We start from the raw sequence: 26,041 nt of genomic DNA on the forward strand, positions 1-26,041 counted from the left end.
CTCCCTCCGGGAATCGGGTCGGGGCCTACACCGGAGGGCGGGGAGCGCGGGCTGTCGGGGGATGGTCCGCGCACAGCAAGGGGCCGGTGCGCCACGTCGGGGGTGGCGCCCGGCCCCTTGTTATGTCTGGAGCTACCTGCTCAGCGAGCGCGGCGAGCGAGCCGCTCGGGGTCGAGGATGAGCACGCTCTTGCCCTCGAGCCGCAGCCAGCCGCGGTGTGCGAAGTCGGCCAGTGCCTTGTTGACGGTCTCCCGCGACGCGCCGACGTACTGCGCGATCTCTTCCTGGGTCAGGTCGTGCGTGACCCGCAGCAGCCCGGCCTCCTGGCTGCCGAAACGCTGCGCGAGCTGTAGCAACGCCCTCGCGACGCGACCAGGCACATCCGTGAAGATGAGCTCGGCCACCATGTTGTTGGTGCGGCGCAGCCTGCGCGCGACCACGCGCAGTAACTGCTCGGCGATCTCCGGGCGCGTCGAAATCCACTGCCGAAGGGCTGGCCGGTCCATCGTCACGGCGCTGACCTCGGTCACGGTCGTCGCGGTCGAGGTGCGGGGGCCGGGGTCGAAGATCGACAGCTCACCGAACATGTCGGAAGGGCCCATGATCTGGAACAGGTTCTCGCGGCCGTCCGCGGACTTGCGCCCGATCTTCACCTTGCCCGACTTGATGATGTAGAGCTTGTCGCCCGGCTCGCCCTCGTTGAAGATCACGTGGCCGCGGGGAAACTCCACAGTCTCCAAGGTCTGCGCGAGCGCCTCGGCCGCTGCCGGTTCCACACCCTGAAAAATGCCCGCGCGGGCCAGGGTCTCGTCCACCTCGTGCCTCCTTTGAGAAGCGACCGCGATCCTTCGAACTCGAGGAGCGTGTCGCCGATCACTACGTGCAGTGTAGGGCGTGCTCCCGAGATCGCCTCCCGGCTCGCCGCGCAGCAGTGAACGCACCCTGGGCGGGTGATACCGCTACGCGTTCGCGCGAACACCGCCTGTCAGAGCGGTATGGGATCGATCTCGTCCGATCGAACAGCCTAACCCGCTGTTAACCCCGGACGCGGCGCGGCTTCAGTTTGCCGGTCTTCCCACCGAGCCTGCGCAGCCGGAAAAGCTCCAGCGCGCGGCCGATCCCGTGCCCGTAGAGCGCTCTGACCTCGTCAGGTCGTGCCTGCTCGAGGAACTCCTCGACGTCCTCACCTCGGACGGAGACATGGCGGAGCCGGTTCTCGACCCGCTCCATACCCAATGCGAACAGCATGATGACGAGCGGCACCGCGATGACGAACCAGACGGTCATGAGTCTCCCGATCCCTCGCTCGTGGTCTGCCGGAGCTCGACCTTAGCCAAGCACGTATCCGAGTCGTCGGACGGCGCACGTAGGCTAGCGGTGTGTCGTCAGCCGTCGGTCGTGCCCCCCGGAAGCGGCGCTCGTTCGCTGACGAGAGCCGGTTGTCCTTGGTAAGACGCGCCCGGCGCATGAAACGTTGCTTGGACGAGGCCTATCCCGGCGCGCACTGCGAGCTGGATTTCACGACTCCGCTGGAACTCCTGGTCGCCGTGATCCTGTCGGCGCAGTGCACCGACCAGCGCGTGAACCAGACGACTCCGGCGCTGTTCGCCCGTTACCGCAGCGCCGCCGACTACGCGGGAGCCGACCGGATCGAGCTCGAGGAGCTGATCCGGCCCACCGGCTTCTACCGCAACAAGACCAACTCCCTGATGGGGCTCGGCGCCGCGCTCGTGGAGCGGCACGACGGCGAGGTCCCCGGCAAGCTCGACCTGCTGGTGAAGCTGCCCGGCGTGGGCCGCAAGACCGCCAACGTCGTGCTGGGTGAGGCCTTCGGCGTCCCGGGGATCACTGTGGACACCCACTTCGGCAGGCTGGTGCGCCGCTGGGGCTGGACGACCGACGACGACCCGGTGCGGGTCGAGCACGAGATCGGTGAGCTGATCCCCCGCAAGGAGTGGACGATGCTCTCCCACCGCGTGATCTTCCACGGCAGGCGCGTCTGCCACGCCCGCAAGCCCGCCTGCGGCGCGTGCCCGCTCGCGAACGACTGCCCCTCCTACGGTGCGGGGCCCACCGAGTTCGATGTCGCGGCAAAGCTGGTGAAGGGCGACGAGCGGGAGCACCTGCTCTCACTGGTGACGAAGCCTTGACCACTGCGACGAAATGGGCACTGGCGGTGGGCGTGCTGGCGCTCGCCGTGCTGGTGGCCGTGCTGCCGAACCTGCGTGGCGAGCAGCCTGCGCAGCCAGGGGCGGCCGCTGGCGAGGATCTCGGGCCCGCGCGCGCGGCCGCGGCGCTGGAGCCGTGCCCTCGCGGTGAGGGCACCGTCGAGCAGCTGGCCGGGGTCGAGGTCCCGTGCCTGGGAGACGGCTCGCAGGTCGACCTCGGCAGTGCGCTCGCGGGCGAGACCACGCTGGTCAACGTGTGGGCCACCTGGTGCGGACCGTGCCGCGAGGAGCTGCCGCTGCTGCAGGAGTACGCCGAGCGGCCCGGTGCGGCGCGGGTGCTGGCCGTGCAGGTGCAGAGCGGCGCGCGCGAGGGCTTGGAGCTGTTCGACGAGCTGGGCGTGCGCCTGCCCTCGGTCTACGACGGTGAAGGTCCGACGGGGCCGGTCCGCGACGCGTTGCGGGTGCCGAGGTCGCTGCCCGCCTCGTACCTGGTGAGTCCCGACGGGTCCGTGCGGTTGATCGAGAACCCGCGCCTGTTCCGCTCCGTCGAGCAGATCCGCGAGGCAGTGGGAGCGGCGCGGTGAACGGTCCGCTCGTCGATTCCGGCGGCGTTCCCGGCTGGCTGCGCGGGCTCGTCGAGATCAGCGGCGAGCTGGATGCGAAGACGTTCACCCGTTTCGCCGTGCCCAACGGCGAGGCCACCCGTGCCGCAGCGGTGCTGATCCTCTTCGGCGAAGGGGACGGTCGAGGCCCCGACGTGCTGCTGCAGCGCAGGGCCGACACGCTCGGCTCGCACGCGGGGCAGGTGTCCTTCCCAGGCGGCGGTGCCGAGGACGGTGACCACGGCCCGGTCGGCACGGCCTTGCGCGAAGCCGAGGAGGAGACGGGCGTCGACCCGGCCGGGATCCGGCCGCTCGCCGTGCTGCCCGAGTTGTACGTTCCGGTGTCGAGCTTCGCCGTGACCCCGGTGCTCGCCTACTGGCACGAGCCTTCTCCCGTGCACCCCGTCGATCCCGCCGAGACCGCGGCCGTGGCCAGGGTCGCCGTGGCGGACCTCACTGATCCCGCCAACCGGTTCCGGGTCGGCAGGCCGGGTACGGGATACACCGGCCCGGCCTTCGAGGTCGGCGAGATGTTCGTGTGGGGTTTCACGGCCGGGCTGCTGTCGGTGCTGCTGACCCTCGCGGGCTGGGAGCGCGAGTGGGATCACACGGATGTACGCGAGCTTGACGTAGCGTTGGCGCGGCACGAAGCCCGCCTCCGCAGGGCGGAGCCGGAAGAGCGTGGGTAACCGCCGGTGCCCCGCGGGTTGGGAGTGACGTGAACTGGGTCGACGTGCTGGTGATCCTGCTGGCTGTGCTGGCGGCCGTCTCCGGTGCGCGTCAGGGCGTCGTGATCGCCCTGCCCGCGTTCCTCGGTGTCATCGCGGGGGCCGTCGCGGGTATCCAGCTGGCGCCCGTGATCGTCGATTTCTTCGACCATCCGGCCGCGCGGGTCGCGTTCGCGGTGGGCACGGTGGTGTTCCTGGTCGCACTCGGCGAGACGCTCGGGGTGTGGCTGGGAAACAAGCTCAAGAGCAAGATCCGCTCGCCCAAACTGTCCGGCGTGGACAGCACGCTCGGCGCGGTGGTGCAGGGCGTCGTGGTGTTCGTGGTGGCCTGGCTGATCGCGTTGCCGCTCACCAGCGTCACCTCGCTGCCGGGACTGTCGAGGGCGATCAACAACTCCGTGGTGCTCGGCGGCGTGAACTCGATGATGCCCGAGGCGGCGCAGGGCCTTCCCGGTGAACTGCGCCAACTGCTCGACGCGTCCGGTTTCCCCTCCATTGTGGACCCGTTCCAGAAGGCGCCGGTGGCCGAGATCGGCCCCCCTGACACCGCGTTGCAGAACAGCGCCGTGGTGCGGGACCTGCAGCAGAGCGTGCTCAAGATCCGCGGCGTCGCGCAGGCGTGCTCGCGTTCGCTCGAGGGCAGCGGGTTCGTGGTCGCCCCCGAGCGCGTGATGACCAACGCGCACGTGGTGGCGGGCACCGACGAGGTGGCGGTCGAGACCGCGGGCGGCAGGCTCGACGCGCGCGTCGTCTACTACGACCCGGAGACCGACGTCGCGATCCTCGCGGTGCCCGGCCTCTCGTCGCCCTCGCTCCCGTTGGACCCGCGTCCGGCACAGAACGGCGACGACGCGATCGCGCTCGGCTACCCGCTCGACGGCCCGTACACCGCGTCGGCGCTGCGCGTGCGCGAGCGGATCAACCTGCGTGGCCCCGACATCTACGACGCGAACACCGTCGAGCGCGACGTCTTCACCGTGCGAGGACAGGTGCGCAGCGGCAACTCCGGCGGCCCGATGGTCGACCCCGATGGCGATGTCGTCGGCGTGGTGTTCGGCGCGTCGGTCGAGGACCCGGACACGGGCTTCGTGCTCACCGCCGACGAGGTGCGCGCCGAGGTGGAGGCCGCGCCGGGATTCGGGGCGGAGGTCAGCACCGGCGCCTGCACGGCGTGACCGGCGTCAGGACTCGCGCAGGAACGTGACGAGCGACTTCGCCGTGCGGTCGGGGTCTTCCAGGTGCGGGAAGTGCCCCACGCCGGGCAGCAACTCGAAGCGCGAGCGGGGGCCGAGCCACGGCGCGGAGTCGCGAGCGGTCGAGGGCAGCACACACGGGTCGGCGGCGCCGTGCACCTGAAGCACCGGCATGTGGAGCCTGGTGTCGACGGCGTCGGTGAACCGCCTGCCCTCACCGCGGAACTGGGCGCGGAAGGCCCAGCGGTAGTACTCGAGCGCGCTGTGGGCGACACCGGGAACGAGCATGGCGTTGCGGAAGGTCTTCGAGGCCTCGGCGAAGCCGGGGTCCTCGCGCCACGCGACGCCCGACCAGTCGTGCAGCAACCGCTCGATCTCGGCGGCCTCGTCTCTGACCAGGGCGCGTTCCGGCCGCATCGGGACCTGGAACCGCAGCAGGTGGGCCATCGCGCGCGCCTGGCCGCGCCTGCGCAGCACCGAGCGCCTGATGGCCGAGCGCAGCGCGAGCGGGTGCGCCCCGCCCAGCACGCTCACCGAGCTCACCAGGCGCGGGTGCAGGCTCGCGGCCGTCCAGGCGAGCATGCCGCCCCACGCGTGTCCGACCAGGTGGGCCCTGCGCTCGCCCAGCGCCCTGATGAGCCCAGCGACGTCGCCCGCGAGGGTCCACGCGTCGTAGCCCCTCGGGGGCTTGTCCGAGTCGCCGTAGCCGCGCAGGTCGGCGGCCACGACACGGAAGCCGGCGTCGGCCAGCGCTCGCAGCTGGTGGTGCCAGCTCCACCAGAGCCCGCCGAAGCCGTGCAACAAGAGCACCGGAGGACCGGATCCGGCCTCGGCGATGTGCAGGCGGATCCCGTTCGCGGAGACGTCGCGGTGGGTCCAGGGACCCGCCAGCCGGACGGTCGACGGGTCGGGTGCGGGCACGGCGACCTGCCGCACTGCCGTCAGCGTTGCACCGGCAGGCCCGGCTCCGCCTCGGCGGACTCGGGCTGGCGCCGGGACTTCAGCGCTGCGGCCGTCTCCTTGATGCTGTCGATCGAGCGCTGCGGCGCCCTGACCTTCTTCCACTTCCGGTAGCCGAGCAGGCCGAACAGCGCGGCCGTGACCAGCATCAGCAGGAAGACGATGCCGAAGGCCGCCCAGCGCTGGAGCCACTCGGACAACAGCTCACCGAGGAAGAAAAAGAAGAAGAACGAGCTGTACAGCGCGATGACGCCGGCGACGACGAAGAAGGCACTGCCCTTGGCGGCCTTCTTGGCCTCCCCGACGGCTTCGGACTTGGCCAGCTCGACCTCGGCCCTGAACAGGGTCGACAGGTGCGTCGTCGCGTCTTTGACGAGCGTGCCGATCGACTGACCGTCGGCCGCGGATCCGTTGTCTTCGGACAGCGGGATGTAGGGCACGGAGCCCACACGATCGCCGCCGACCGGTTCGTGTTTGGGGCTGCTCACGGGCATCATCGTGCCATGTGATCAATCCGATGGCTCGGTGGGCGCGCCCCTGGCGTGCACCTTGTTGCGCCTCGAGAGCAGCGCGGCGGCCGCCAGAGCCGCGAACGCCGACGCGATGAGCACGGCGGCCTTGGCCAGTTCGGCCGCTTCACCGTCCAGCGAGAGCTCGGCGACGAGCAGGCTCACGGTGAACCCGACCCCGCCGAGCATGGCGAGCGCGGCGACGTCGCGCCAGCTCAGCGAGCCGGGCAGCCGGGCGACGCCGAGTCGCACGGCCAGCGCCGAGGCGCCGAGGATGCCGAAGAACTTGCCTGCCAGCAGCCCCGCGACCACGCCGAGCGGAATGGCACTGGAGAACACGGCCCCCAGCGAGTCGGCACTGATCGTGACGCCCGCGGCGAACAGCGCGAAGACGGGTACGGCCAGACCCGCCGACCACGGCTGCAGCCGGTGTTCGAGCCGCACCGCGGGCGCGTGCTCCTCGCCCGCGTCCGCGCGCACGCGGGTGAGCAGGCCGAGCGCGACGCCGGCGATCGTGGCGTGGATGCCCGCGGCGTGCACGGCGGCCCAGACCACCACGGCCAAGGGAACGTAGAGCCACCAGGCACGCACCCGCCGGTGCTGGAGGTAGGCGTAGCAGGCGAGTCCCGCGACCGCGATCGCGGCGGCGAGCACGCTGAACGTCTCCGTGAACAGCACGGCGATCACGGCGATCGCGCCGAGGTCGTCGACCACCGCGAGCGAGAGCAGGAACACGCGGGCCGCCGTGGGCAGCCTCGATCCGACCAGCGCCAGCACTCCGAGCGCGAACGCGATGTCGGTGGCCACCGGGATCGCCCAGGCTCGTTCGATCCCGGGTTCGCCCCACGCCACGCCGACGGCGATCAGCGCGGGCAGCAGCATTCCGCCCACGGCGGCGAGGATCGGCAAGGCGGCCGAGCGGAGGTCGGACAGCTCGCCGACCACCAGTTCGCGCTTGAGCTCCAGTCCGGCGACGAAGAAGAACAGCGCCAGCAGACCGTCCTTGGCCCAGTCGCCGATCGACAGGTTCAGGTGCAGCGACTCCGGTCCGATGTGGAAGTCGCGGATCGCGCGGTAGCTGTCGTCGAGCGGAGAGTTGGCCCACACCAGAGCGATCGCCGTTGCGGCCAAGAGCAGAAATCCGCCGGTGGTCTCGATCCGGAGGAAGCGGGCGAAACCGGACAGGATCGGCCGGGTGCGGTCGGAAGTGCTCACTAAACGGGCTCCGGTGGGGTCGACAACGGGACCGCCGACCAGACTTCCCGGCACACCCGCTGGCCACCCTAGTGGCTGTCCTGCGGTGAGTCGACCCGACTCCGGCGTGCATTTACCCAGAAGTAACCTACCGTGTTGGTGGTTTTCCAGACCCAGCACGACAAGGGCAGATGCACGTGAACTCCTTGGACACGACCTCCACAGAGGGCAGCAAGGACACCGGCTTCTTCGGGCACCCACGAGGGCTCGCGAACCTGTTCGGTGTCGAGATGTGGGAGCGCTTCTCCTACTACGGGATGCTCGGGATTCTCCCGCTGTATCTCTACTACGCGGTGGCCGACGGTGGCCTCGCCATGCCGAAGGCGACGGCGCTGAGCATCGTCGGCGGCTACGGCGGGCTCGTCTACCTCTCGACGATCGCGGGCGCGTGGGTCGCCGACCGGTTGCTCGGACCGGACCGGACCCTGTTCTACAGCGCCGTTCTGATCATGATCGGCCACGTCAGCCTCGCGGTGCTGCCCGGATACGCCGGCATCGGCGTCGGGCTCGCGTGCGTCGCGCTCGGCAGCGGCGGGCTCAAGGGCAACGCGACCGCGGTGGTCGGAACGCTCTACAGCGAACACGACCAGCGTCGCGACGCCGGATTCACCATCTTCTACATGGGGATCAACCTCGGCGCGTTCGTCGGCCAGATCCTCACCGGCCTCGCGCAGAAGGAGGTCGGCTTCCACTTCGGGTTCGCGCTCGCCGCGATCGGCATGGCGCTCGGCCTGATCCAGTACACGCTGGGCAGGAAGAACCTCGGCGACAAGGCCCGCGAGGTTCCCAACCCGCTGCCGTCGTCGCGGCTGCCGCTCGTCGGCGTCGGGGTGCTCGCGCTGGCCGCACTGATCACGGTGCTCGTCATCGCAGGCGTCGTAACCGCGGCCAACCTCTCCGACGTCACCGTGTGGATCGTCGGCGTCGCGTCGGTGGCCTACTTCGCGGTGATCCTGTCCAGCAGCAAGATCACGTCCATCGAGCGCAGCCGGGTGCTGTCGTTCATCCCGATGTTCATCGCCAGCGCCGCGTTCTGGGCGCTGTACCAGCAGCAGTTCACGGTCGTCACCGTTTACTCCGACGAGCGGCTGAACCGCGATCTCTTCGGCTGGGAGATGCCGGTGTCGTGGGTGAACTCGGTGATCCCGGTGTTCATCATCGCGCTGGCCCCGCTGTTCGCCACGATGTGGACCAAGCTCGGCGACCGGCAGCCGTCGACGCCGATGAAGTTCGCGCTCGGCACGTCGCTGATGGGTGTCGCGTTCCTGCTGTTCCTGCCGATGGCGGGCGGTACCGGCAACACGAGCCCGCTGCTCGTGCTGATCGGCATCCTGCTGGTCTTCACCGTGGCCGAACTGCTGCTGTCGCCGGTGGGGCTCTCGCTGTCGACCAAGCTGGCGCCGAAGACGTTCCGCACCCAGATGGTGGCGCTGAACTTCCTGTCGGTGGCGCTGGGCACGGCGCTGTCGGGCTCGCTGGCCGAGTACTACAGCCCCGAGTCCGAAGGGTCGTACTTCGGCATCGTCGGCGCGGTCGCCGTCGTGGTCGGTGTCGCCATCGGCCTGCTGTCGCCGTTCATTCGCAAGCTGATGCAGGGCGTGCGGTGACCTGCGGCTGACGCGGCCTATCCGGTCGTGACGCCGAACAGCAGCCCGACCACGTAGGTGATCAGCATCGTCAGCGCACCGACGCCGACGTTGCGGGCCACGGCCCTGCCCACGCGGGCGTTGCCGAGCCTCGCGCTCGCCCAACCGGTGAGCGCGAGGCCGGCGACGACGCCGGCGAAACAGGCCCACACCCTGACCGAGACCGGTGGCAGCGCGATCGCCAGCAACGGCAGCAGCGCGCCGACCGTGAACGCGGCCATCGAGGCGAACGCCGCCTGCCACGGGCTCGTGAGGTTGTCGGGGTCGATGCGCAGCTCGGCCTCCGCGTGGGCGTGCAGCGCGTCCTTCTCGGACAGCTCGTGCGCCACCTTCGCCGCGAGGTCCGGCGACAGTCCCTTCTCCTCGTAGATCTCGGCGAGCTCGCGTTCCTCCTCGTGCGGCATCGTGCGGAGCTCGTAGCGCTCCAGCCGCAACATCGCGCGCTCGGTGTCGCGCTGGGTGCTCACGGAGACGTACTCGCCGCCCGCCATCGACAGCGCACCGGCGACGAGCCCGGCGACGCCGGCGATCAGCACCGCCGCGCGGTCGGTGCCCGCTCCCGCGACACCCACCACGATTCCCGCGACGGACACGATGCCGTCGTTGGCGCCCAGTACTCCCGCGCGCAGCCAGTTGAGCTTGCCGCTGACGTCCTCGTGGTGGTGCTCGCCGCGATGAGGCCCGGCCTCGGGTGTTTCGCTCACGGCGACATTCAACGCCTCGTACGCGCGGCCGCAACCGCCAAACTCGCTTCCGCCGACTTGCCACCGGGCGGTATATCCGGCTCATGGGACATCGTGAACATTCCTACGCACTGACCGTGCGCTGGACCGGCAACCAGGGCAGCGGCACGTCGAGCTATCGCGCCTACAGCAGGGACCACGACATCAGCGCCGAGGGCAAGCCGGTGCTCGCCGGCTCCGCGGATCCCGCCTTCCGCGGCGACCCGGGGCGCTGGAACCCCGAGGAACTGCTGGTCGCCGCGCTGTCCGAGTGCCACATGCTGTGGTTTCTCGGGCTCTGCTCGCAGGCCGGCGTCGTCGTGACGGACTACGTCGACGAGGCGGCGGGCACGATGGCCGAACAGGCAGGCGGTGCGGGCGAGTTCACCGAGGTGGTGCTGCGGCCGACGGTGACAGTCGCCGAGCAGGACATGGTGGAGCGGGCCGCGGAACTGCACGCGGCGGCTCACGAGAAGTGCTTCATCGCGCGATCGGTGAACTTCCCCGTGAAGCACGAGCCCACCACCGTCCTCGCGCGCTGAGGAACTTCCCCGGCGCAAAGCGACGGCTCCGGCCCCGGGTAAGTCCGGGACCGGAGCCGTCAGGGGGAAAGTCTCAGCTCTCCAGCTCGGCGAGGGCCTGCTTGGCCTGCTCCAGCTGGGCCTCCAGCTCGGCGACCTTGGCCTGCTGCTGTTCCTTCGCCGCGTTGATGACCTCGTCGATCGGGGCGGACAGCTCCTCGTGGAGCTCCTTCGCCGCCCTCGACACCGCGGCGGCGGGGATGCCGAGGCCACGGGCGACCCACTTGCTGCCGTGCTTCAGCTCCGCCTGCCACTCGCCGTCGGCGGTGCCGGTGACCGTGAGCGTCAGCTCCACGGTGCGGGTCTTGCGCGCGGCGGTCGCACCCTTGGGGCGGCCGCGCTTCGGCTTGCTCTCCTCCGCGGACTCGGAGGACTCGGACTCGGTGTTGTTCTCCGCGCCGTTCTGGGCAGGCTGCTCGGCCTGCGCAGGCTGGGCGGGAGTCTCGGCTGCCGAGTTCACCTGCTCGTCCGGGGTGGTGGATGTGTCCAGGCTCATGCGGAGTGATCTCCCTGTCGGTGGCGTCCGGCTGCGACGGCCAGAATTATAGAACACACGTTCGAGATCGGCGGGTTCGGGGCGGGCGTTCATGATTGTTTCGCTGTTGCCGAGTTCGAGCTACTGTGTCACTACTCGCACTTTCAGGGCAGCGATTCACGAGTGAAGTAGCCACTGTCGGGTGACGCGCGCGGGAACTGGTCACGCCATGCAACCGCAGGTCGCGTTACCCCTTCCGCTTAGGGTTAACACTATCGAGTGATCCACTAGCGAGTTTCTGGCCTGCGTAAATGCAGCATTTGTGCTGTTGCCGGAGTTGCGGTGGAAAACCGACCAGTTTGATCCGTCGTTCTTCACGGGATAACAATGCGAGGCGTCTCGTACGCATGCGGTAGTCGCCGTGTTCGGCGTCTTCGTTGGGGTTCCGCGTGCGTGTACCTGTGTCCCTACTGCGTTCAGGACAAGTGATCGATGGATAGATCTGGCACCTCCCCTGCCCACGGGAGGAAGAGGTCGACGCGGCTGTTCGCGCTCGCGGGCGCCGCACTGCTCGCACTCACGGTCTCCGCGTGCGGCGGCGAGGCGGAGGAACAAGCCGCCGTCGAACCCGCCGCGGTGAGCCAGGAGGACCTGACCAAACTGCCCGACGCCACGACGTTCGGCACGGTCGAGGGTGCTCCGTCCGACCCCGGTGGCGAGTCCACCGGGCGCGTGGTTCACCCCAAGAAGGACCTGGTCGTCTACAAAGCAGTGAACGGCGAGCCCTTCGCGAAGCTGCCGACCCGCCAGATGGGTTCCCCGACCTGGGTTCCCGTGGTCGCAGAGCAGGGCGAGTGGGTGCAGGTTCTGCTGCCGACCCGTCCCAACGGAGCCAGCGGCTGGATCCACGCCTCCGACGCCGACCTCGAGTCGGCCGAGAACACCTTCGCTGTCAACGTGGACAGGGAGAACTTCGAGATCGAGATCACCGAGAACGGTGAGTCGATCGGTACATGGACCATCGGCATCGGTACGAATGAGCACCCGACGCCGGAGGGGCGTGCGTACATCATCGCCTCCATCGAGGAGACGGTGAACGACTACAGCCCCATCGTGCTTCCGTTGAGCTATCACTCGGACTCGCACGAGACGTTCGGCGGTGGCCCCGGCACCGTCGGCATCCACACCTGGCCCGACGACAGCTTTGTCGGCCAGGCGAACAGCGACGGGTGCATCAGGGTGACGCAAGAAGCCCTCGACGAGCTCGTCAAGCTTCCGCTCGGCACGATCGTCAACATCGTCTGACTTCTCGGCCGGATCACGATTCCGGAAGCCTTTTTCGCGCATGAAGAACCGCATTCGCGGTAACTGTACGTAATTCCTTGAAGGGTATTTCTGTGTCCAAGAAGAGACTGGCCATGGCTGGTGTCGGCGCGCTTTCCGCCGTGCTGACCGCTGGCGTCCTGATCGCCCCCGCCGCGTCCGCGACCGGTGGCGAGAACTCCGCCTTCGCCATCGCCGCCGACGGCCTGCTGAAGGTCGCGAAGACGCCGTTCGTGGACGACACCAACGGTGCCTCCGAGGAGTCCGTCGCGCACCTGGACGTGCCGGAGAACCTGCTCGACGTGCGTGCCCTCAACGCCCGCGCCGGCGACGGCTACGCCAAGGCGAGCATCGCCGACGTGCGCGTCGACATCAGCGCGCTGCCCGACCTCGGCCTGAACCTGGCCAAGCCGCTCGTCGCCGCCGAGGCCATCGAGGCCTCCTGCGACAACGGCGTCGCGTCGTCGTCGGTGGCCGCCGCGTCGGTCGCAGGCATCGCGCTGGACGTGACCGCTCCGGCGAACACCGCCGTCGAGGTGCCGGGCCTTGCCTCGGTGACCCTGAACAAGCAGGTCACCAACGAGGACGGCTCCACCACGGTCACCGCGCTGTCGGTCGAGGTCAACAATCTGCAGACGCTCGACCTCGCGTCGGCCACCTGCTCGAAGGCCGGCGACGACGACGGCGAGGAGCCGACCACCCCGCCCACCGACGACAACGGTGACGACGGCGACAACGGCGGCGACCACGGTGACGACAACGGCTCGGACGACGGTGGCTCGGGCTCGCAGTCGGGCCACGCCCCGACCCCGACCCCGGTCAAGGCCCACCTGGACGTGACCGGCTGATCAGCTGAGCGCGCAACGACAAGCGGCCTCCACCCCGCCGGGTGGAGGCCGCTTTCGCGTGCGGTGGGCGTCTACTCGTCGCCGCAGCGCAGGATCACGGACGCCACGATGCCTTGGCCGGGTTTTCCTTCGGCGAATGCCATCGAGCCATTTCGCGTCCTTGATCTCAAGTGCGCTTCAACTTCTAGTCTCGCTGACATCGACAGGAACTGGCCGGATCACGAGAGCGGAGTCAGACATGTCCCGTACCCGTAGCCGGGAGTTGGAGAGCATCTTCGATGAACTCGCCGCCACATCCACGACGCGGCTGCCCTACCAGGACAACGTGCTGCTGCGGTCCTTCATCCTGCGGCGCCCCGCAGGTAACGTCGTGGTCTACAACTCCCCGGGGGTGAGCGATGGTGCTGCGGCCATCCGTCGGATGGGTGCTCCGGCGCGCCTGCTGATCAACCACGCGCACGAGGCGATGTACGGTCAGCCCGCACTCGACGTTCCGATCTGGTCGCATCGAGACGACCGCGCCGAGATGAAGGATTCGGTCCGGATTCACGGCACTTTCGACGGGTCCACGACGATTGATGACGATCTGTATGTCATCCCCACTCCGGGACACACCAGTGGCACCACCTCCTACCTCTGGGACAGCGGACAGCACCGATTCCTCTTCACCGGCGACTTCATCTGGATCGAGGACGGGGAGTGGAAAGCGGTGGTCCTCGACTCCGATCTGCGCCAGGACTACGTCGACAGCCTCACTCGGGTGCGAGACCTCGAGTTCGACGTCCTTGTACCGTGGGGCGTGACGGAGGGCGACTCCCCGGCCTTCGTCGTTCGGGATGACCTGGAGAAGCGCGAGCGGATCTCGCAGATCATCGAGCGGGTCGCACAGGGTGGCAATCGGTAGGACGGTCGGTTACCTCTTGCTGATCAGCTGAGCGCACAACGACAAGCGGCCTCCACCCCGCCGGGTGGAGGCCGCTTTCGTGTGCGGTGGGTGCCTACTCGTCGCCGCCGGTCTTGAGGCCGCTCGAGATCAGGTCCATCACGGACGAGTCCGCGAGCGTGGTGACGTCGCCGACCTCGCGGTTCTCGGCGACATCGCGCAGTAGCCTGCGCATGATCTTTCCGGAGCGGGTCTTCGGCAGCTCCGGCACGACCATGATCTGCCTCGGCTTGGCGATCGGGCCGATCTCCTTGGCGACGTGGTTGCGCAGCTCCTGGATGGCCTCGTCGCCGCCGCCCTCGGCGCCGCCGCGCAGGATCACGAACGCCACGATGCCCTGGCCCGTGGTCGGATCGGTCGCGCCGACGACGGCAGCCTCGGCGACGGTCGGGTGCGACACGAGCGCCGACTCGACCTCGGTGGTGGAGATGCGGTGACCGGAGATGTTCATGACGTCGTCGACCCGGCCCAGCAGCCACACGTCGCCGTCGGCGTCGTACTTGGCGCCGTCACCCGCGAAGTAGTAGCCCTGGTCGGCGAAGCGCGACCAGTAGGTGTCGCGGTAGCGCTCGTTGTCGCCCCAGATGCCGCGCAGCATCGCGGGCCACGGCTTGTCGAGCACGAGGTAGCCACCGCCGCCCTTGCCCACCTCGTCGCCCTTGTCGTCCACGACCTTGGCCGAGATCCCCGGCAGCGGGCGCTGCGCGGAGCCGGGCTTGGTGCTGGTGACCCCGGGCAGCGGCGAGATCATGATCGCGCCGGTCTCGGTCTGCCACCACGTGTCGACGATCGGGCAGCGCTCGGCGCCGATGTTCTCGCGGTACCACATCCACGCCTCGGGGTTGATCGGCTCGCCCACGGAGCCCAGCACGCGCAGCGACGACAGGTCGTACTTCGCCGGGATGTCCGCGCCCCACTTCATGAACGTGCGGATCAACGTCGGCGCCGTGTAGTAGATGGAGACCTTGTACTTCTGCACGATCTCCCAGTGCCTGCCCTCGTGCGGCGTGTTGGGAGTGCCCTCGTAGACCACCTGCGTCGCGCGGTTCGCCAGCGGCCCGTACACGATGTAGGAGTGCCCGGTGACCCAGCCGATGTCGGCGGTGCACCAGTAGACGTCCTCGCCCGGCTTGTGGTCGAACACCGCGTTGTGCGTGTAGGCGGCCTGCGTGAGGTAGCCGCCCGAGGTGTGCAGGATGCCCTTCGGCTTCCCGGTGGTTCCCGAGGTGTAGAGGATGTAGAGCGGGTGCTCGGAGTCGAACGCCTCGGGCGTGTGCTCTTCGGACTGACCGTCGACCAGCTCGTGCCACCACACGTCGCGGCCCTCGGTCCACGGCACCTCGGCGTCGAGGTCGTCGCCCGTGCGGCGCACCACGAGGACCTTCTCGACGCTCTCAGCGCCCTCGAGTGCTTCGTCCACGTTGGCCTTCATCGGAGCGGCCTTGCCCCTGCGGTACTGGCCGTCGGAGGTGATCACGACCTTCGCCTCGGCGTCGTCGACGCGCTGCCGCAGCGCGCTCGGCGAGAACCCGCCGAACACCACGCTGTGCAGCGCGCCGATCCTCGCGCACGCCAGCATCGCGACGATCGCCTCGGGAACCATCTGCAGCTGGATGGCGACGCGGTCGTTGGCCGAGACACCCAGTGACAGCAGGGCGTTGGCCGCCTTGGACACCTCGCGCTTGAGGTCGGCGTAGGTGAGGTCGCGGGTGTCGCCGGGCTCGCCGACCCAGTGGATCGCGACCTGGTCGCCGTGCCCGGCCTCCACGTGCCGGTCGACGCAGTTGTAGGCCACGTTGAGTTTGCCGCCGACGAACCACTTCGCGAACGGCGCGTCGGACCAGTCGACGACCTGGCTCCACTCGGTGTCCCAGTGCAGCCGGTGCGCCTGCTCGGCCCAGAAGGCGTCGCGATCCTCGTCACCCTTCGCGTACCAATCCGCGGTCGCGTTGGCCCGCGAGGCGAAGTCCTCACTCGGAGGGAAGGTCCGGCTCTCGGTCAGCAGGTTGTCGAGTGCCGGCGACTGCTCTGTCATGTTCCATGGCCTCCTGATGCGCGAATCCGTGGCGGCGTCCGTAGTGACGTTAGTACGGCAAGTAGAAGGTTGCAGCCAGGTTGCGGGCACGACAAGCCACGGGCGACGAGCGGCTGACAAGCGGTCGACGGGCGCTGCTTATCCTCGACGGACCCGGTAGTAGGCGAAAGGGACGGCGCGGATGGCTGAGCGCGAAGAGCTCACGTGGGAACTGTTCGGTACGGCGAGCCGTGAGCTGGCGACCCAGGTGGCTGAGGACGGCTTCGAGCCCGACCTGATCCTGTCGATCGCGCGCGGGGGACTGTTCGTCGCGGGCGCGCTCGGCTACGCGCTGGACGTCAAGAACCTGCACGTGATGAACGTCGAGTTCTACACCGGTGTGGACGAGCGTCTCGACCTCCCGGTGATGTTGCCCCCGGTGCCCAACGTCGTCGACCTCGCGGGAGCGACCGTGCTGGTCGCCGACGACGTCGCCGACACCGGCGCCACGCTCAAGCTCGTCCGCGACTTCTGCGCCGACCAGGTGGCCGAGGTGCGCTGCGCGGTCGTCTACCAGAAGCCCGCGTCCGTCGTGGAGTGCGAGTACGTGTGGCGGCGCACCGACAAGTGGATCAACTTCCCGTGGTCGACGCTGCCCCCGGTGGTCAGCAAGGAAGGTCAGGTGCTCGACGCATGACGGATCCGCTGGCGCCGCTGCTCGAGCTCGACGGGGTCGCCGCCGCCGCAAAGTCCGCGCAGGACGCCGTGTTCGCGGTGCACCGCCACCGGGCGAACCTGCGGGACGGCTCCGCGACCGCCGCGGAGGCGTCGGTCCGTGCCGCGCGCGCCTCGGCAGGCACCGAGGGCGCCGACCCCGAACTCCCGGCCGAGGGGGCCGTCACCGACCCCGTGCTCGCGGGCGCGCTGCGGGTCGCCGAAGCCACGGAGTCGCTGCTGCCCACGTGGCGCAGGGCGCCCGCGCAGGCGCTGGCCCGCGTTCACGTGCTCGCCGCGGCTGATCTGGTCTCGGACTCCGACGCGCTGGGCAGGCCCCGCGCCGAGGCGGGCGTCGGGGCGCGGCTGGAGTTGCTCTCCCAGCTCGTCACGGGTGCGACGGCGGTGCCGGGCCCGGTGCTCACCGCCGTGGTGCACGGCGAACTGCTCGCGCTGCGGGCGTTCGGCTCGGCCGACGGCGTGGTCGCGCGCGCCGCGTCGCGGCTGACGATGATCGCGACGGGACTCGACCCGAAGGCACTGACCGTTCCCGAGGTCGCCTACTTCCGGCGCGCGGCCCAGTACCGCGAGGCCGCGCAGGCGTTCGCGAGCGGCGAGGCCGATGGCGTACGGCAGTGGTTGTTGTTCTCGTGCGAGGCGTTCGAGGCAGGTGCGCGGGAGGCGACGAGCATCGCCGACGCCGCCGCCTCCTGATCGTTGCCCGCCGGAGTCACGAAGCCCTGGCGCGTACGAACTCCAGGGCCTTGCGGACATGTCCGTCCGAGCGGGCCAGTGCCTTGTGCGCCTCGGCGACGTCCACTCCGGACAGCAGGTGGACCAGCGCGACCTTGAGGTCGCCGTCCGCCTTCGTGAGAGCCTCGTCGCACTCGTGTGCGCTCAGTCCCGTTGCCTCCTGCAGGATGCGCAGCGTGCGGCCCCGGAGCTTCGCGTTGGTGGCGCGCATGCTGACCATCAGGTTCGAGTACGTGCGGCCCAGCTTCACCATCGTGGCCGTGGAGAACGCGGTCAGGATGATCTTCTGGGACGTGCCCGCCTTCATCCGGGTCGACCCCGCGATGGCCTCGGGGCCGGTGTCCACGGCGATCAGCACGTCGACCCCCGGCGGTTTCGGCGCCCCCGGGTTGCCGGAGACCAGGCCGGTCCGTGCGCCACGCCGCTGAGCGGCCTTCAGCGCACCCAGTACGTAGGGCGTCCTGCCGGACGCGGTGAGTCCGAGCACGAAGTCGCCCGGTGCCGCCGTGGAGCTCAGCTCGGCGGCGCCCGCGCTCTCGTCGTCCTCGGCGTTCTCCACCGCGTGCCGCAGCGCCCGCTCGCCGCCCGCGTGATGGGCGACGAACCAGTCGGGCGGCACGTTGAACGTGGGCACCAGCTCGGCCGCGTCGAGCACGGCGAGCCTGCCGGACGTGCCCGCGCCCACGTAGTGGACGCGGTACCCGCCCCTGAGCGCTTCTGTCGCGTAGTCGACGGCCGTCGCGAGCTGCGGCAGCACCGCGTGCACGGCCCGGGGAACACGGCTGTCCTCGGCGTTGATCGCCGTCAGGATCCCCGCGGTGGACATCTGGTCGATGTCGGTCGTGCGCGTGTTGCGTTGCTCCGTTGGCGAGTCGACGTGCACCACCTGAGCGGGCACGCCCACTCCGCTGCGGCTCGATGTCATAGGCCTCACCGTTCTCGCTGTTCGCCTTTCGGAACGCGCAGCGATGTCCACCGCGTCGCTCATTTGCCGGTCTCCCGGGGCCTGCGCCTACCGTCCGGCCTGACCCCGAGCCTGTGTGTGCCCACCGCGTCGCGGGTGGCGTCCAACGCGCTCACGGCGTCGTCCATGTGCCGTTGCGCGACCCCGATGAACAGGCAGTCGATCACCGTGAGCTGCGCGATCCTGCTGGCCGTCGCGCCGGAGCGGAAGGTCGTCTCCCTCGCGGCGGTCGTGAGCACGTGGTCGGCGACCTCGGTCACCGGCGAGCGCGGGAAGTTCGTCAGCGCCACCGTGGTCGCGCCGTGCTCCCTGGCCACTCGCAGCGCCTCGACCGTGTCGGTGGTGGCTCCCGTGTGGGAGATGCCCACCGCCACGTCGCCCGAGTTCAGCACCGCCGCGGAGGTCAGCATGATGTGCGTGTCCGACCAGGCGAAGCTGATGCGGCCGATGCGGTGCAGCTTCTGCTGCAGGTCCGCGGCGACGAACGCGCTCGCTCCGACGCCGTAGACATCCACTCTGCCCGCGGCGGCGAGGATGTCGATGACCTGCTCCAGCTGGCCGATGTCGAGCTGCTCGGCCGTCTCCTCGACCGCCCTGGCATCGGCGTAGCTCACCTTGCTGACGACGGAAGAGAGCTCGTCGTCGCGGGTGATGTCACCGCCGAGGTTGCGGGTCGAGCGGGCTGCCGAGCGGGCGGTGTCCGCGGCCAGCGCGATGCGCAGCTGCGGATAGCCGCCGACCCCGATCGCCTTGCAGAAACGGGTGACTGTGGTCTCGCTCGTGTTCGCGGCGAGCGCGACCTCGGTGATGCTGCGGCGGGCGACCGCGGACGGGTCGTCGAGGACGACCTTCGCCACGCGCTGTTCCGCACGCGCCAGGCCCGGCAAAAGGGAACGGATTCGAACGAGCGGGCTGGCATCGGCGTCCAGGCTCTGCCCCACGGTCGTCTCGGGACCGTGCTCGGCATCGCGCTCGGGACCGTCGGTCGACGGCTCCGTTGGCGAGTCGGCGGGGCTGGCACTGCTCACCGTGGGAAACTTACTAACCGTAGGCATCTGCGACAAGGTTACCCACACCTTTCGGAATGATCGCAACCTGAGAGTGTTCCCACGTCCCGTGCTGCTGCTTCGCTAGTTGCTGAGAAAGTCGCCAACCGGGTCGTGGTCGTTAACCTTGGTTGGCTAACGACTCTGCAACTAATTACCGGCTGTGCAAAGCGAAGCCGATCGCGGAGAAGGCTTCGGGATGCCGTTCGCCGTCTACAAGGGCGCCCTCTGTATCTATTACCCGAATGTCGTCGAGTGACACCCCGCGCGCCGTGTAGTTCCCGTCAGTGGTGAATCGCCAACGAAGCGTGAGATTTTCAGTGCTGGGAAGCTCCGCGCGCACGGACCACCACGAACGGTGACCCGTTCCGGCCAAAAAAGGGGTGGCTTCGCGCGGTGCCCCGGCTCCCTTCGCGTGCAACGGAACCGTCTCCCACGTGACGCCGTCGGTGCTCGATTCGAGTACGAGCGGGTCTGCCGATTCGTTGTCAACGAAGGCCGAAAACCGCACCGAGACGTAACGACCACTGGGAGTGAGCGGCTGTGTCGTCAGCGTGGCCGTGCTGTCGTCGCCGAGTGCGCTGAACCAGTACGAGCGTCCTTTGGCGGGCAGCACCGCCATCGAGCGCGACAGTGCCGTCGCCCACGCCTGCCTGGCGACGTTGATGGATCCCCATTCCCTGCTGGGATGCACGCGGTTGCTCAGCAGAATGGCGATCGAGCGTGACTTCGGGTCGAGGACGAACGACGTGCCCGAGTAGCCGGTGTGCCCCGCCGTGACGGTGGAGTTGAGCCCGCCCATGTACCAGAGCTGGTTCAGCTCGAACCCGAGTCCGTGGTCGTCGCCGGGGAAGTCGAGGTTGTAGTTCGTGAACATGGCGCGGACGCTGTCCTCGCTGAGCACTCGCGTTCCGTCGTAGGTTCCGCCGTTGAGCATCGCCTGCCCGAGCACGGCCATGTCCCTGGCCGTCGAGAAGACCCCGGCGTGGCCGGCGACTCCGCCGAGCGACCACGCGTTCTCGTCGTGCACCTCACCGCGCACCATGCCCCGGTCCGGGTCGCTCTGGAACTCCGTCGCGGCGATGCGGTCGAGCTTCGACGCGGGCGGGTTGAAGCCGGTGTCGGACATCCCGAGCGGTGCCGTGATCCGCTCGGTCACCACCTGGTCCAACGTAGACCCCGTGAGCCGCTCCACGAGCACACCGAGCGTGATGAGGTTGAGGTCGGAGTAGGTGTAGGTGCTGCCGGGCTCGTTCTCCGGCGCGACGTCCATGACGGCCTTGATGCGCGATTGCTTGTCGGGCCAGTCCTGCCACAGCAGCAGGAACGGCTCGAGCCCTGAGGTGTGGGTGAGCAGCTGTTCCACCGTGATGGACTGCTTGCCGTTGACGCCGAACTCGGGCAAGTAGCGCGCCACCGGCGCGTCCAGCTCCACCTGGCCGTCCTGTACCAGCTGCATCACCGCGATCGAGGTGAACAGCTTGGTCACCGAGGCCATGTCGAAGATCGTGTCCGGGCGCATGGGCACCTGCTCGGACTCCGGCAGCTCGGTGCCCTCGCCGTCGGCGTAGCGCACGGCTTCGCCCGTGGCGTGTGTGTCGACGATCTTCCCGCCGTGCACCAGCATGCCGACCGCTCCGGAGAACAGCGGATGCCCGTCGACGGCGTCGTCCTGGGTCCACTCGGTGAGCTGCCGGTCGGCGTCGCGCAGGGGCTCGGGGTCGAGCCCCACCTGCTCGGGAGGGGCCTCGTGCAGGACGGTGGACGCGGGCGCGAAACCCTCCTTCGACCGGTCGAACCGGCCGCTGTCGGGGTGAGCAGAAGCCATGGCCGTCGCTCCCGTGAGCACTATGACCGCGGTCAGTGTCGCGATTTTCGCCCGCACGATCGTCCCCTACCGGTAGCTGAGGTAGTCCTGGCGGCTTCGCCGGAAGTCCGCGAGCTCGTCCTGCCAGGAACCGACGATCTCGTCGGTGCCCGCACCGGCATCGACCATCGTGCGCAGGCGAGTCGAGCCCGCGAGCTTGTCGATGAAGTTGTCCGGCCGCCAGCCGAACTGCTCCGGGTGTGCCCGCTTGGCGGTGACGAGCATGGCCACGCCCGTGCGGACCGGGTCGAACGAGTACGGGTCGGTGATGCTCAGCTCCACCCCGCCGCACGTCTCGTCGGTGAACTTGCCGAACGTGGGCACGAAGTAGGTCTCTCGGAACGACACACCCGCGAGCCGCTCGGCCGCGAGCGCCTCGCGCCACCGCCAGTCGATGCCGGGCGCGCCGATGGTCTCGAACGGTTTCGTGGTGCCCCTGCCCTCCGAGAGCACCGTGCCCTCGAACAGGCACGTGCCCGGGTAGGCGAGCGCGGTGTCGGCGGTGGGGATGTTCGGGCTCGGCGGTGTCCACAGGAGCCCGGTGTCGGCGAAGACCGTCGACCGCTGCCACCCGTGGACCTCGACGACCTCGAGCGAGTCGAGGCGGCCGCCGTCATCGGGCAGGAACTCCGCGTCGAAGAACCGGGCCAGCTCGCCGACGGTCATGCCGTGCTGCTGCACGATCGGTTTGAGGCCGACCCCCGAGCTGAACGCGGGGTCGAGCATCGGTCCGAAGGCCTGGCCTCCCACCGGGTTCGGCCGGTCGAGCACGACGAACGCGGCGCCGGTGCGCGCGGCGGCCGCCATCGCCGTGTACATCGACCAGATGTAGGTGTAGAAGCGCGAACCGATGTCGGCGATGTCGAAGACGACCGTGTCGACGCCCGCCTTGGTGAACATGCCCGCGAGTGAGCCGGCGGTCGCCCCGTAGGCGTCGTACACGGGCACACCCGTGCGCGGGTCCGCGTAGTCGCCCTCCGAGCCGCCCGCCTGCGCGCTGCCCCGAAATCCGTGCTCGGGGCCGAACGCGGCCACCGGCCGGATGTCGGCCGCCACCAGCGAGTCGACGATGTGGTCGCGGTTCGCGAGCACGCCGGTGGGGTTGGACAGCACGCCGAGCTTGCGGCCGGCGAGCCGTTGCCAGCCCTCTGCCGCCAGCTGGTCCGCGCCCGGTGTGACCTCGCCGCCGCCGCGTTCGATCGGTGCCGCCGCGGCGAACTGGGACCCCGTGGTGAGCATCGGGGTCGCCAGCGCGCTCGCGGCGAGGAAGAGCCGCCGGTTGACGGTCACCAGCTGATCCCGTGGCCGAACGGGTACAGCACAGTGCCGGTGTCGTCTCCGGCCGGGATCGTCACGGGAAGCGTGCCCTGCGGTGGTTGTTCGCCGAGGAGCACCTTCGCGAGCGAGGACATCGTCACGCTCCGCCAGTCGTAGGTGGCGACCCACGTGGGCACGTCCGCGTACCCGGGGTCGTACGGTTCCTGGACCGACACTGCCACGACAGGCTTGCCGGTGGCCACGAGTTCTTCGACGAGCGCGCGCTGCCCTTCGTCGTCGCGCAGGCCGTTCGTCAGCACGATCACGGTGTCCGCGCTGGTCGCGGCGGACACGGCGCTGTCGATCGTGCTCGGGTCAGGTTCACTTCCGGTTGCCAGAGGTGTCGCGAACGGGCCGATCGCGTCGGCCAGCGCGTCCACCGGCTCCGCCGGGTAACCGGGGTAGTCGGGTCGGTTCCACCCCGTCACGAGCACGTTGCCGGGATCGCGCAGCGGCAGCGTTCCGGCGTCGTTGCGCAGCACCGTCGTGGTCTTGTCGGTGACTTCCTGGACGCGCGCCAGGTTGTCCGGCGTGCCCACGACGAGGTCGACGGCCTCCTCGTCGGCATAGGGCTGCTCGACGATGCCGCGCTTCTCCTTGAGTTCGAGGATGCGCCGCACGCTCTGGTCGATGCGCTCCTCGCTGAGCCTTCCGCTCCGCACGGCGTCGAGCACGCCGTTGATCGCGACGTCGAGGTCCGGCGGCATCAGCATCTGGTCGACGCCGGCCTCGATCGCCAGCACCGGGATCTCGTCGTCGGGGTGCAGCTCGCGCACGCCCTGCATCTGCAGCGAGTCGGTCACCACGACGCCGTCGTAGCCCAGCTCTTCGCGCAGCAACCCGCCGATGATCGGCTGGGACAACGTGGCGGGATTGCCGGATGGGTCGAGGCTCGGCACGGTGATGTGCGCCGTCATGATCGAGTCGATGCCCGCGTCGATCGCCGCCTTGAACGGAGGAAGGTCGGTCTCCCGCCACTCCTGCTCGGTGCGGTCGATCTGGGGCAGCGAGGTGTGGCTGTCGGTCGCGGCGTCGCCGTGGCCGGGGAAGTGCTTGGCGGCCGCCGACACGGACTCCGTGGGGCCGGCCCCGTTCTGGTATCCGTCCACCTGCGCGGCCACGAACTCGCCCGCCAGCGCCGGGTCGGAGGAGAACGACCGCGAACCGATGACGGGGTTGAGCGGGTTGGAGTTCACGTCGGCGTCGGGTGCGAAGTCCTGCGCGATGCCCATCGACCGCAGCTCGACGCCGCTGATCGCCGCGGCGTCGCGCGCGTCCCCGGCGTCCCGCCCCGCGCCCAGCGCCATCGCGCTCGGGTACTCGGTCGCGGGATCGCCGATACGGGTGACCCGGCCACCCTCCTGGTCGACGGAGATCACGAGCGGAATGTTCGGCTCGGCCGAGAGCGCGGCGCGCTGCAGCCCGTTCGAGAAGCGCGCGACCTGCGCCGGGTCGTCGACGTTGTCGGTGCCGGCGTTGTTGAAGTAGATGACCCCGCCGACCTGGTAGCGCTGCACGACCTCCGCAGGGGTGTCGACGCCGTACTTCTCCTGGTTCGAGGGGTGGGTCTCGTCGGCGGACTTGCCGAAGACGTCGGCGACGAAGAGCTGGCCGACCTTCTGTTCGAGGGTCAGCTCCGCGAGTGTCTGTTCGGCCCAGCTCCGTGCCTGTTCGTCGGCGGGCTCCGCTGTGGCGGGGACGGCGGCGGCGCTCATGGCGAGCAAGCCCGCGATCGAGACTGTGGCGCCTTTCCTGGCATGCGTTCTCCTGCGCCGGACACGGGGGATCGTCACTGAAAGCCTCCCAGAGCGATGTGTTCGTGGATTCTCCACGAGAACTCGCCGACTTTGGAAAGCTACTGACGAAGCGGGGAGTGGTCAATGACCGAATGGTCCGTTCCCCGGGAAAAAGTACCCGGACATGATGGCGGCGCCCGTCGACGTTGAACGTCGACGGGCGCCGCCTGCTCGCGCGAACTGCTCGGGTGACCAAGCTGCAACTCGTGTCGTACTCAATGGGGTCTCGGCGTCCGGCGTCCCGTTACGCAGTCCCTCGACGACAAGCCTCCCGCGGCGTGCCCAGCGTGGGTGCCCGGAGTTCGCGCACGGAGATCGGATCGGGGTGGACCGGGCTTATCTTCGCCGGGTCCCTGGCCGACTCGATGTCCGCAACTCCTTTTCTACCTAGTGACGGCCGTCACTTCAAGAGGGAGCCGGGGTGCACCGGTACAGAGCCGCTATCCGGTGAGTTCCACGGTTGTGAGCACATCGATTTCCGTGACATCCCAAGCAGAAGCCGCCGCCGTGTGGGTGGCGACTAGGTCTCTTTGCGACGGCGGCGCGACAGTCCGTAGAGGGTCGCGCCCGCCGCGACCGCGCCCACCCCGAGTCCCACCGCCACAGCCGCCGACGGCGCCGGGATCCGTGCGCGCAGCGACACCGGGTTGGTGAACGCGAGCACGGGCCAGCCGCGCTCCACTGCGATCTTGCGCAGCGCACGGTCCGGGTTCACGGTGTGCGGGTGGCCGACGACCTCGAGCAGCGGCACGTCCGTACTCGAGTCCGTGTAGGCGTGCGACGTGGCGAGGTCGTAGCCGTACTCGGCCGCGAAACGTTTGGCGGCGACGGCCTTCTGCTCGCCGTAGCAGTAGAACTCGAGTTCTCCCGAATACCGGCCGTCGACGATCTCCATCCGCGTGCCCATGCTCCGCGTGGCCCCGAGCATCTCGGCGATCGGCGCCACCACTTCCTCGCCCATCGCGGACAGCACGATCACGTCCTCGCCGCGCGCCTTGTGTTCGGCGATCAGCTCCGCGGCCTCGGCGTACACGAGCGGAGCGACCACGTCGTGCAGCGTCTCGTTGACCACGGCACGGACCTGGCTGACGTCCCAGCCCGCGCACTGTGCCGAGATCTCCGCTCGCAACCGTTCGGTCCGGTCCGCGTCCGCTCCCGATAGCGAGAAGACGAGCTGGGCGTAGGCGCTCTTGAGCGCCGCACGCCTGTTGATCAGTCCTTGGCGCAGAAAGGGTTTGCTGAACGCGAGGGCGCTGGAGGAGGCGATGATCGTCTTGTCGAGGTCGAAGAACGCCGCCACCGCGGTGGGCGCTTCGGGCGCGCTCGGCGGCGAGCTGTTGGGTTCGGCCACGTCTCCACAATAGTGATCGCGTTTCGGTGGCCGCGACTCGGCGCGTGAGGCACAGGCACGGAGCGTGTCGAGTCGGATTCGCGCCGTGGCAAAGGAATCGTCGACCTCCTGCTCGTTACCGAATTGGGGTGGTCGGAGTCACATGACCTTGCGTTGACGGCGTTAGAGTTGAACTGTCCGGTCCAGCCGGACCCCCGGTTCAGTCCGACCCCCCGGGACTGAACCCACCGGCGGTCCCCGCTCCTCCCCCCTGGCGGGGGCCGCCTT

25 protein-coding genes are annotated in these 26,041 nt (G+C 69.2%); 11 read left to right on the top strand and 14 right to left on the bottom strand.

The annotated features are described in order from the left end of the window. Nucleotides 1–140: 140 nt before the first annotated feature. Both JHE00_RS12135 and JHE00_RS12140 read right to left on the bottom strand, forming a co-directional pair. Nucleotides 141–815, bottom strand: a complete 675-nt coding sequence (locus tag JHE00_RS12135; RefSeq protein ID WP_005441764.1) for a Crp/Fnr family transcriptional regulator — start codon at nt 813–815, stop codon at nt 141–143. 220 nt (nt 816–1,035) lie between these two features. Continuing rightward, nucleotides 1,036–1,287 carry a hypothetical protein gene (locus tag JHE00_RS12140; RefSeq protein WP_200317936.1) on the bottom strand — a complete coding sequence of 84 codons (252 nt, stop codon included), beginning with the start codon at nt 1,285–1,287 and terminating at the stop codon, nt 1,036–1,038. A gap of 92 nt (nt 1,288–1,379) precedes the next feature. On the opposite strand from JHE00_RS12140, the gene nth reads away from it, so the two are divergent. From nth to JHE00_RS12160, 4 genes are read left to right on the top strand one after another with little or no spacing between them, the layout of a single operon-like run. Beyond that, the gene (nth, locus tag JHE00_RS12145; protein WP_200317937.1) at nt 1,380–2,150 is read left to right on the top strand and encodes an endonuclease III; all 771 of its coding nucleotides are present in this window, start codon (nt 1,380–1,382) and stop codon (nt 2,148–2,150) included. Next, on the top strand, nt 2,147–2,752 hold the full coding sequence (locus tag JHE00_RS12150; protein WP_200317939.1) for a TlpA family protein disulfide reductase: 606 nt from the start codon (nt 2,147–2,149) through the stop codon (nt 2,750–2,752). The genes nth and JHE00_RS12150 overlap by 4 nt, the downstream gene beginning before the upstream one ends. Next, nucleotides 2,749–3,459, top strand: a complete 711-nt coding sequence (locus JHE00_RS12155; RefSeq protein WP_200317941.1) for an NUDIX hydrolase — start codon at nt 2,749–2,751, stop codon at nt 3,457–3,459. The genes JHE00_RS12150 and JHE00_RS12155 overlap by 4 nt, the downstream gene beginning before the upstream one ends. 29 nt (nt 3,460–3,488) lie before the next feature. Next, nucleotides 3,489–4,673, top strand: coding sequence for a MarP family serine protease (locus JHE00_RS12160; RefSeq protein ID WP_200317950.1), 1,185 nt, complete (start codon nt 3,489–3,491; stop codon nt 4,671–4,673). A 6-nt stretch (nt 4,674–4,679) separates the two neighbouring features. On the opposite strand, the gene JHE00_RS12165 is transcribed toward JHE00_RS12160, so the two are convergent. The 3 genes from JHE00_RS12165 to nhaA are packed head-to-tail and all read right to left on the bottom strand — an operon-like array spanning nt 4,680 to nt 7,375. After that, nucleotides 4,680–5,612 (bottom strand): alpha/beta fold hydrolase, encoded by a 933-nt coding sequence (locus JHE00_RS12165; protein ID WP_200318341.1) that lies wholly within the window; start codon nt 5,610–5,612, stop codon nt 4,680–4,682. Nucleotides 5,613–5,632: 20 nt separating this feature from the next. After that, a complete protein-coding gene (locus tag JHE00_RS12170) occupies nt 5,633–6,148 on the bottom strand; it encodes a phage holin family protein (RefSeq protein ID WP_200317952.1) in 516 nt (171 codons plus the stop codon). Between the two features lie 12 nt (nt 6,149–6,160). Further along, nucleotides 6,161–7,375, bottom strand: a complete 1,215-nt coding sequence (gene nhaA / locus JHE00_RS12175; RefSeq protein ID WP_307831908.1) for a Na+/H+ antiporter NhaA — start codon at nt 7,373–7,375, stop codon at nt 6,161–6,163. A gap of 185 nt (nt 7,376–7,560) precedes the next feature. Here nhaA and JHE00_RS12180 point away from each other — a divergent pair, with 185 nt between their 5' ends. Next, nucleotides 7,561–9,021, top strand: a complete 1,461-nt coding sequence (locus JHE00_RS12180) for a peptide MFS transporter (protein WP_230424032.1) — start codon at nt 7,561–7,563, stop codon at nt 9,019–9,021. A 17-nt stretch (nt 9,022–9,038) separates the two neighbouring features. Here the strand turns inward: JHE00_RS12180 and JHE00_RS12185 are convergent, their stop codons facing one another. Next, nucleotides 9,039–9,764 carry a VIT1/CCC1 transporter family protein gene (locus JHE00_RS12185; protein WP_200317957.1) on the bottom strand — a complete coding sequence of 242 codons (726 nt, stop codon included), beginning with the start codon at nt 9,762–9,764 and terminating at the stop codon, nt 9,039–9,041. 83 nt (nt 9,765–9,847) lie between these two features. On the opposite strand from JHE00_RS12185, the gene JHE00_RS12190 reads away from it, so the two are divergent. Then, nucleotides 9,848–10,324: an OsmC family protein gene (locus JHE00_RS12190; RefSeq protein ID WP_200317959.1), complete on the top strand. Its 477-nt coding sequence runs from the start codon at nt 9,848–9,850 to the stop codon at nt 10,322–10,324. A 73-nt stretch (nt 10,325–10,397) separates the two neighbouring features. On the opposite strand, the gene JHE00_RS12195 is transcribed toward JHE00_RS12190, so the two are convergent. Continuing rightward, nucleotides 10,398–10,859, bottom strand: coding sequence for a DUF6319 family protein (locus tag JHE00_RS12195; protein WP_200317961.1), 462 nt, complete (start codon nt 10,857–10,859; stop codon nt 10,398–10,400). Between the two features lie 471 nt (nt 10,860–11,330). On the opposite strand from JHE00_RS12195, the gene ldt-CoaP reads away from it, so the two are divergent. From ldt-CoaP to JHE00_RS12210, 3 genes are all read left to right on the top strand, one after another. Then, nucleotides 11,331–12,143, top strand: coding sequence for a L,D-transpeptidase (gene ldt-CoaP, locus JHE00_RS12200; RefSeq protein WP_200317963.1), 813 nt, complete (start codon nt 11,331–11,333; stop codon nt 12,141–12,143). Between the two features lie 92 nt (nt 12,144–12,235). Then, nucleotides 12,236–13,009, top strand: coding sequence for a choice-of-anchor P family protein (locus JHE00_RS12205; protein ID WP_307831909.1), 774 nt, complete (start codon nt 12,236–12,238; stop codon nt 13,007–13,009). A gap of 238 nt (nt 13,010–13,247) precedes the next feature. After that, complete coding sequence (locus JHE00_RS12210) at nt 13,248–13,913, top strand: MBL fold metallo-hydrolase (protein WP_200317965.1); 666 nt, start codon at nt 13,248–13,250, stop codon at nt 13,911–13,913. A 94-nt stretch (nt 13,914–14,007) separates the two neighbouring features. Here JHE00_RS12210 and acs read toward each other — a convergent pair whose 3' ends face one another. After that, the gene (acs, locus tag JHE00_RS12215) at nt 14,008–15,987 is read right to left on the bottom strand and encodes an acetate--CoA ligase (protein ID WP_200317967.1); all 1,980 of its coding nucleotides are present in this window, start codon (nt 15,985–15,987) and stop codon (nt 14,008–14,010) included. Between the two features lie 181 nt (nt 15,988–16,168). On the opposite strand from acs, the gene JHE00_RS12220 reads away from it, so the two are divergent. Continuing rightward, nucleotides 16,169–16,663 carry a phosphoribosyltransferase gene (locus JHE00_RS12220; protein WP_200317968.1) on the top strand — a complete coding sequence of 165 codons (495 nt, stop codon included), beginning with the start codon at nt 16,169–16,171 and terminating at the stop codon, nt 16,661–16,663. Further along, entirely contained in the window at nt 16,660–17,394 is a 735-nt protein-coding gene (locus tag JHE00_RS12225; protein ID WP_200317969.1) for a Fic family protein, read from the top strand. The genes JHE00_RS12220 and JHE00_RS12225 overlap by 4 nt, the downstream gene beginning before the upstream one ends. Before the next feature lie 16 nt (nt 17,395–17,410). Here the strand turns inward: JHE00_RS12225 and murQ are convergent, their stop codons facing one another. From murQ to JHE00_RS12255, 6 genes are all read right to left on the bottom strand, one after another. Next, nucleotides 17,411–18,358, bottom strand: a complete 948-nt coding sequence (murQ, locus tag JHE00_RS12230) for an N-acetylmuramic acid 6-phosphate etherase (RefSeq protein ID WP_200317970.1) — start codon at nt 18,356–18,358, stop codon at nt 17,411–17,413. A gap of 59 nt (nt 18,359–18,417) precedes the next feature. Beyond that, the gene (locus JHE00_RS12235) at nt 18,418–19,452 is read right to left on the bottom strand and encodes a MurR/RpiR family transcriptional regulator (protein ID WP_200317971.1); all 1,035 of its coding nucleotides are present in this window, start codon (nt 19,450–19,452) and stop codon (nt 18,418–18,420) included. A gap of 145 nt (nt 19,453–19,597) precedes the next feature. Further along, on the bottom strand, nt 19,598–21,271 hold the full coding sequence (locus JHE00_RS12240; protein WP_200317972.1) for a serine hydrolase domain-containing protein: 1,674 nt from the start codon (nt 21,269–21,271) through the stop codon (nt 19,598–19,600). Nucleotides 21,272–21,337: 66 nt separating this feature from the next. Continuing rightward, nucleotides 21,338–22,600 (bottom strand): exo-beta-N-acetylmuramidase NamZ family protein, encoded by a 1,263-nt coding sequence (locus JHE00_RS12245; RefSeq protein WP_200317973.1) that lies wholly within the window; start codon nt 22,598–22,600, stop codon nt 21,338–21,340. Continuing rightward, nucleotides 22,597–24,342: a glycoside hydrolase family 3 protein gene (locus JHE00_RS12250; protein ID WP_200317974.1), complete on the bottom strand. Its 1,746-nt coding sequence runs from the start codon at nt 24,340–24,342 to the stop codon at nt 22,597–22,599. The genes JHE00_RS12245 and JHE00_RS12250 overlap by 4 nt, the downstream gene beginning before the upstream one ends. 601 nt (nt 24,343–24,943) lie before the next feature. Next, a complete protein-coding gene (locus JHE00_RS12255) occupies nt 24,944–25,774 on the bottom strand; it encodes an HAD-IB family hydrolase (RefSeq protein ID WP_200317975.1) in 831 nt (276 codons plus the stop codon). Nucleotides 25,775–26,041 lie beyond the last annotated feature (267 nt).

This window comes from Prauserella cavernicola (genome assembly GCF_016595675.1).
GTDB classification, from domain to species: domain Bacteria; phylum Actinomycetota; class Actinomycetes; order Mycobacteriales; family Pseudonocardiaceae; genus Prauserella_A; species Prauserella_A cavernicola.

Excerpts from the sequence above, each read along its gene's own strand:
- JHE00_RS12225 (WP_200317969.1), top strand. The coding sequence starts at position 16,660 with ATGACGGATCCGCTGGCGCCGCTGCTCGAGCTCGACGGGGTCGCCGCC.
- acs (WP_200317967.1), bottom strand. The coding sequence starts at position 15,987 with ATGACAGAGCAGTCGCCGGCACTCGACAACCTGCTGACCGAGAGCCGG.
- JHE00_RS12250 (WP_200317974.1), bottom strand. The coding sequence starts at position 24,342 with ATGAGCGCCGCCGCCGTCCCCGCCACAGCGGAGCCCGCCGACGAACAG.
- JHE00_RS12220 (WP_200317968.1), top strand. The coding sequence starts at position 16,169 with ATGGCTGAGCGCGAAGAGCTCACGTGGGAACTGTTCGGTACGGCGAGC.
- murQ (WP_200317970.1), bottom strand. The coding sequence starts at position 18,358 with ATGACATCGAGCCGCAGCGGAGTGGGCGTGCCCGCTCAGGTGGTGCAC.
- ldt-CoaP (WP_200317963.1), top strand. The coding sequence starts at position 11,331 with ATGGATAGATCTGGCACCTCCCCTGCCCACGGGAGGAAGAGGTCGACG.
- JHE00_RS12210 (WP_200317965.1), top strand. The coding sequence starts at position 13,248 with ATGTCCCGTACCCGTAGCCGGGAGTTGGAGAGCATCTTCGATGAACTC.
- JHE00_RS12140 (WP_200317936.1), bottom strand. The coding sequence starts at position 1,287 with ATGACCGTCTGGTTCGTCATCGCGGTGCCGCTCGTCATCATGCTGTTC.
- JHE00_RS12195 (WP_200317961.1), bottom strand. The coding sequence starts at position 10,859 with ATGAGCCTGGACACATCCACCACCCCGGACGAGCAGGTGAACTCGGCA.
- JHE00_RS12190 (WP_200317959.1), top strand. The coding sequence starts at position 9,848 with ATGGGACATCGTGAACATTCCTACGCACTGACCGTGCGCTGGACCGGC.
- JHE00_RS12235 (WP_200317971.1), bottom strand. The coding sequence starts at position 19,452 with ATGCCTACGGTTAGTAAGTTTCCCACGGTGAGCAGTGCCAGCCCCGCC.
- JHE00_RS12170 (WP_200317952.1), bottom strand. The coding sequence starts at position 6,148 with ATGATGCCCGTGAGCAGCCCCAAACACGAACCGGTCGGCGGCGATCGT.
- JHE00_RS12240 (WP_200317972.1), bottom strand. The coding sequence starts at position 21,271 with ATGGCTTCTGCTCACCCCGACAGCGGCCGGTTCGACCGGTCGAAGGAG.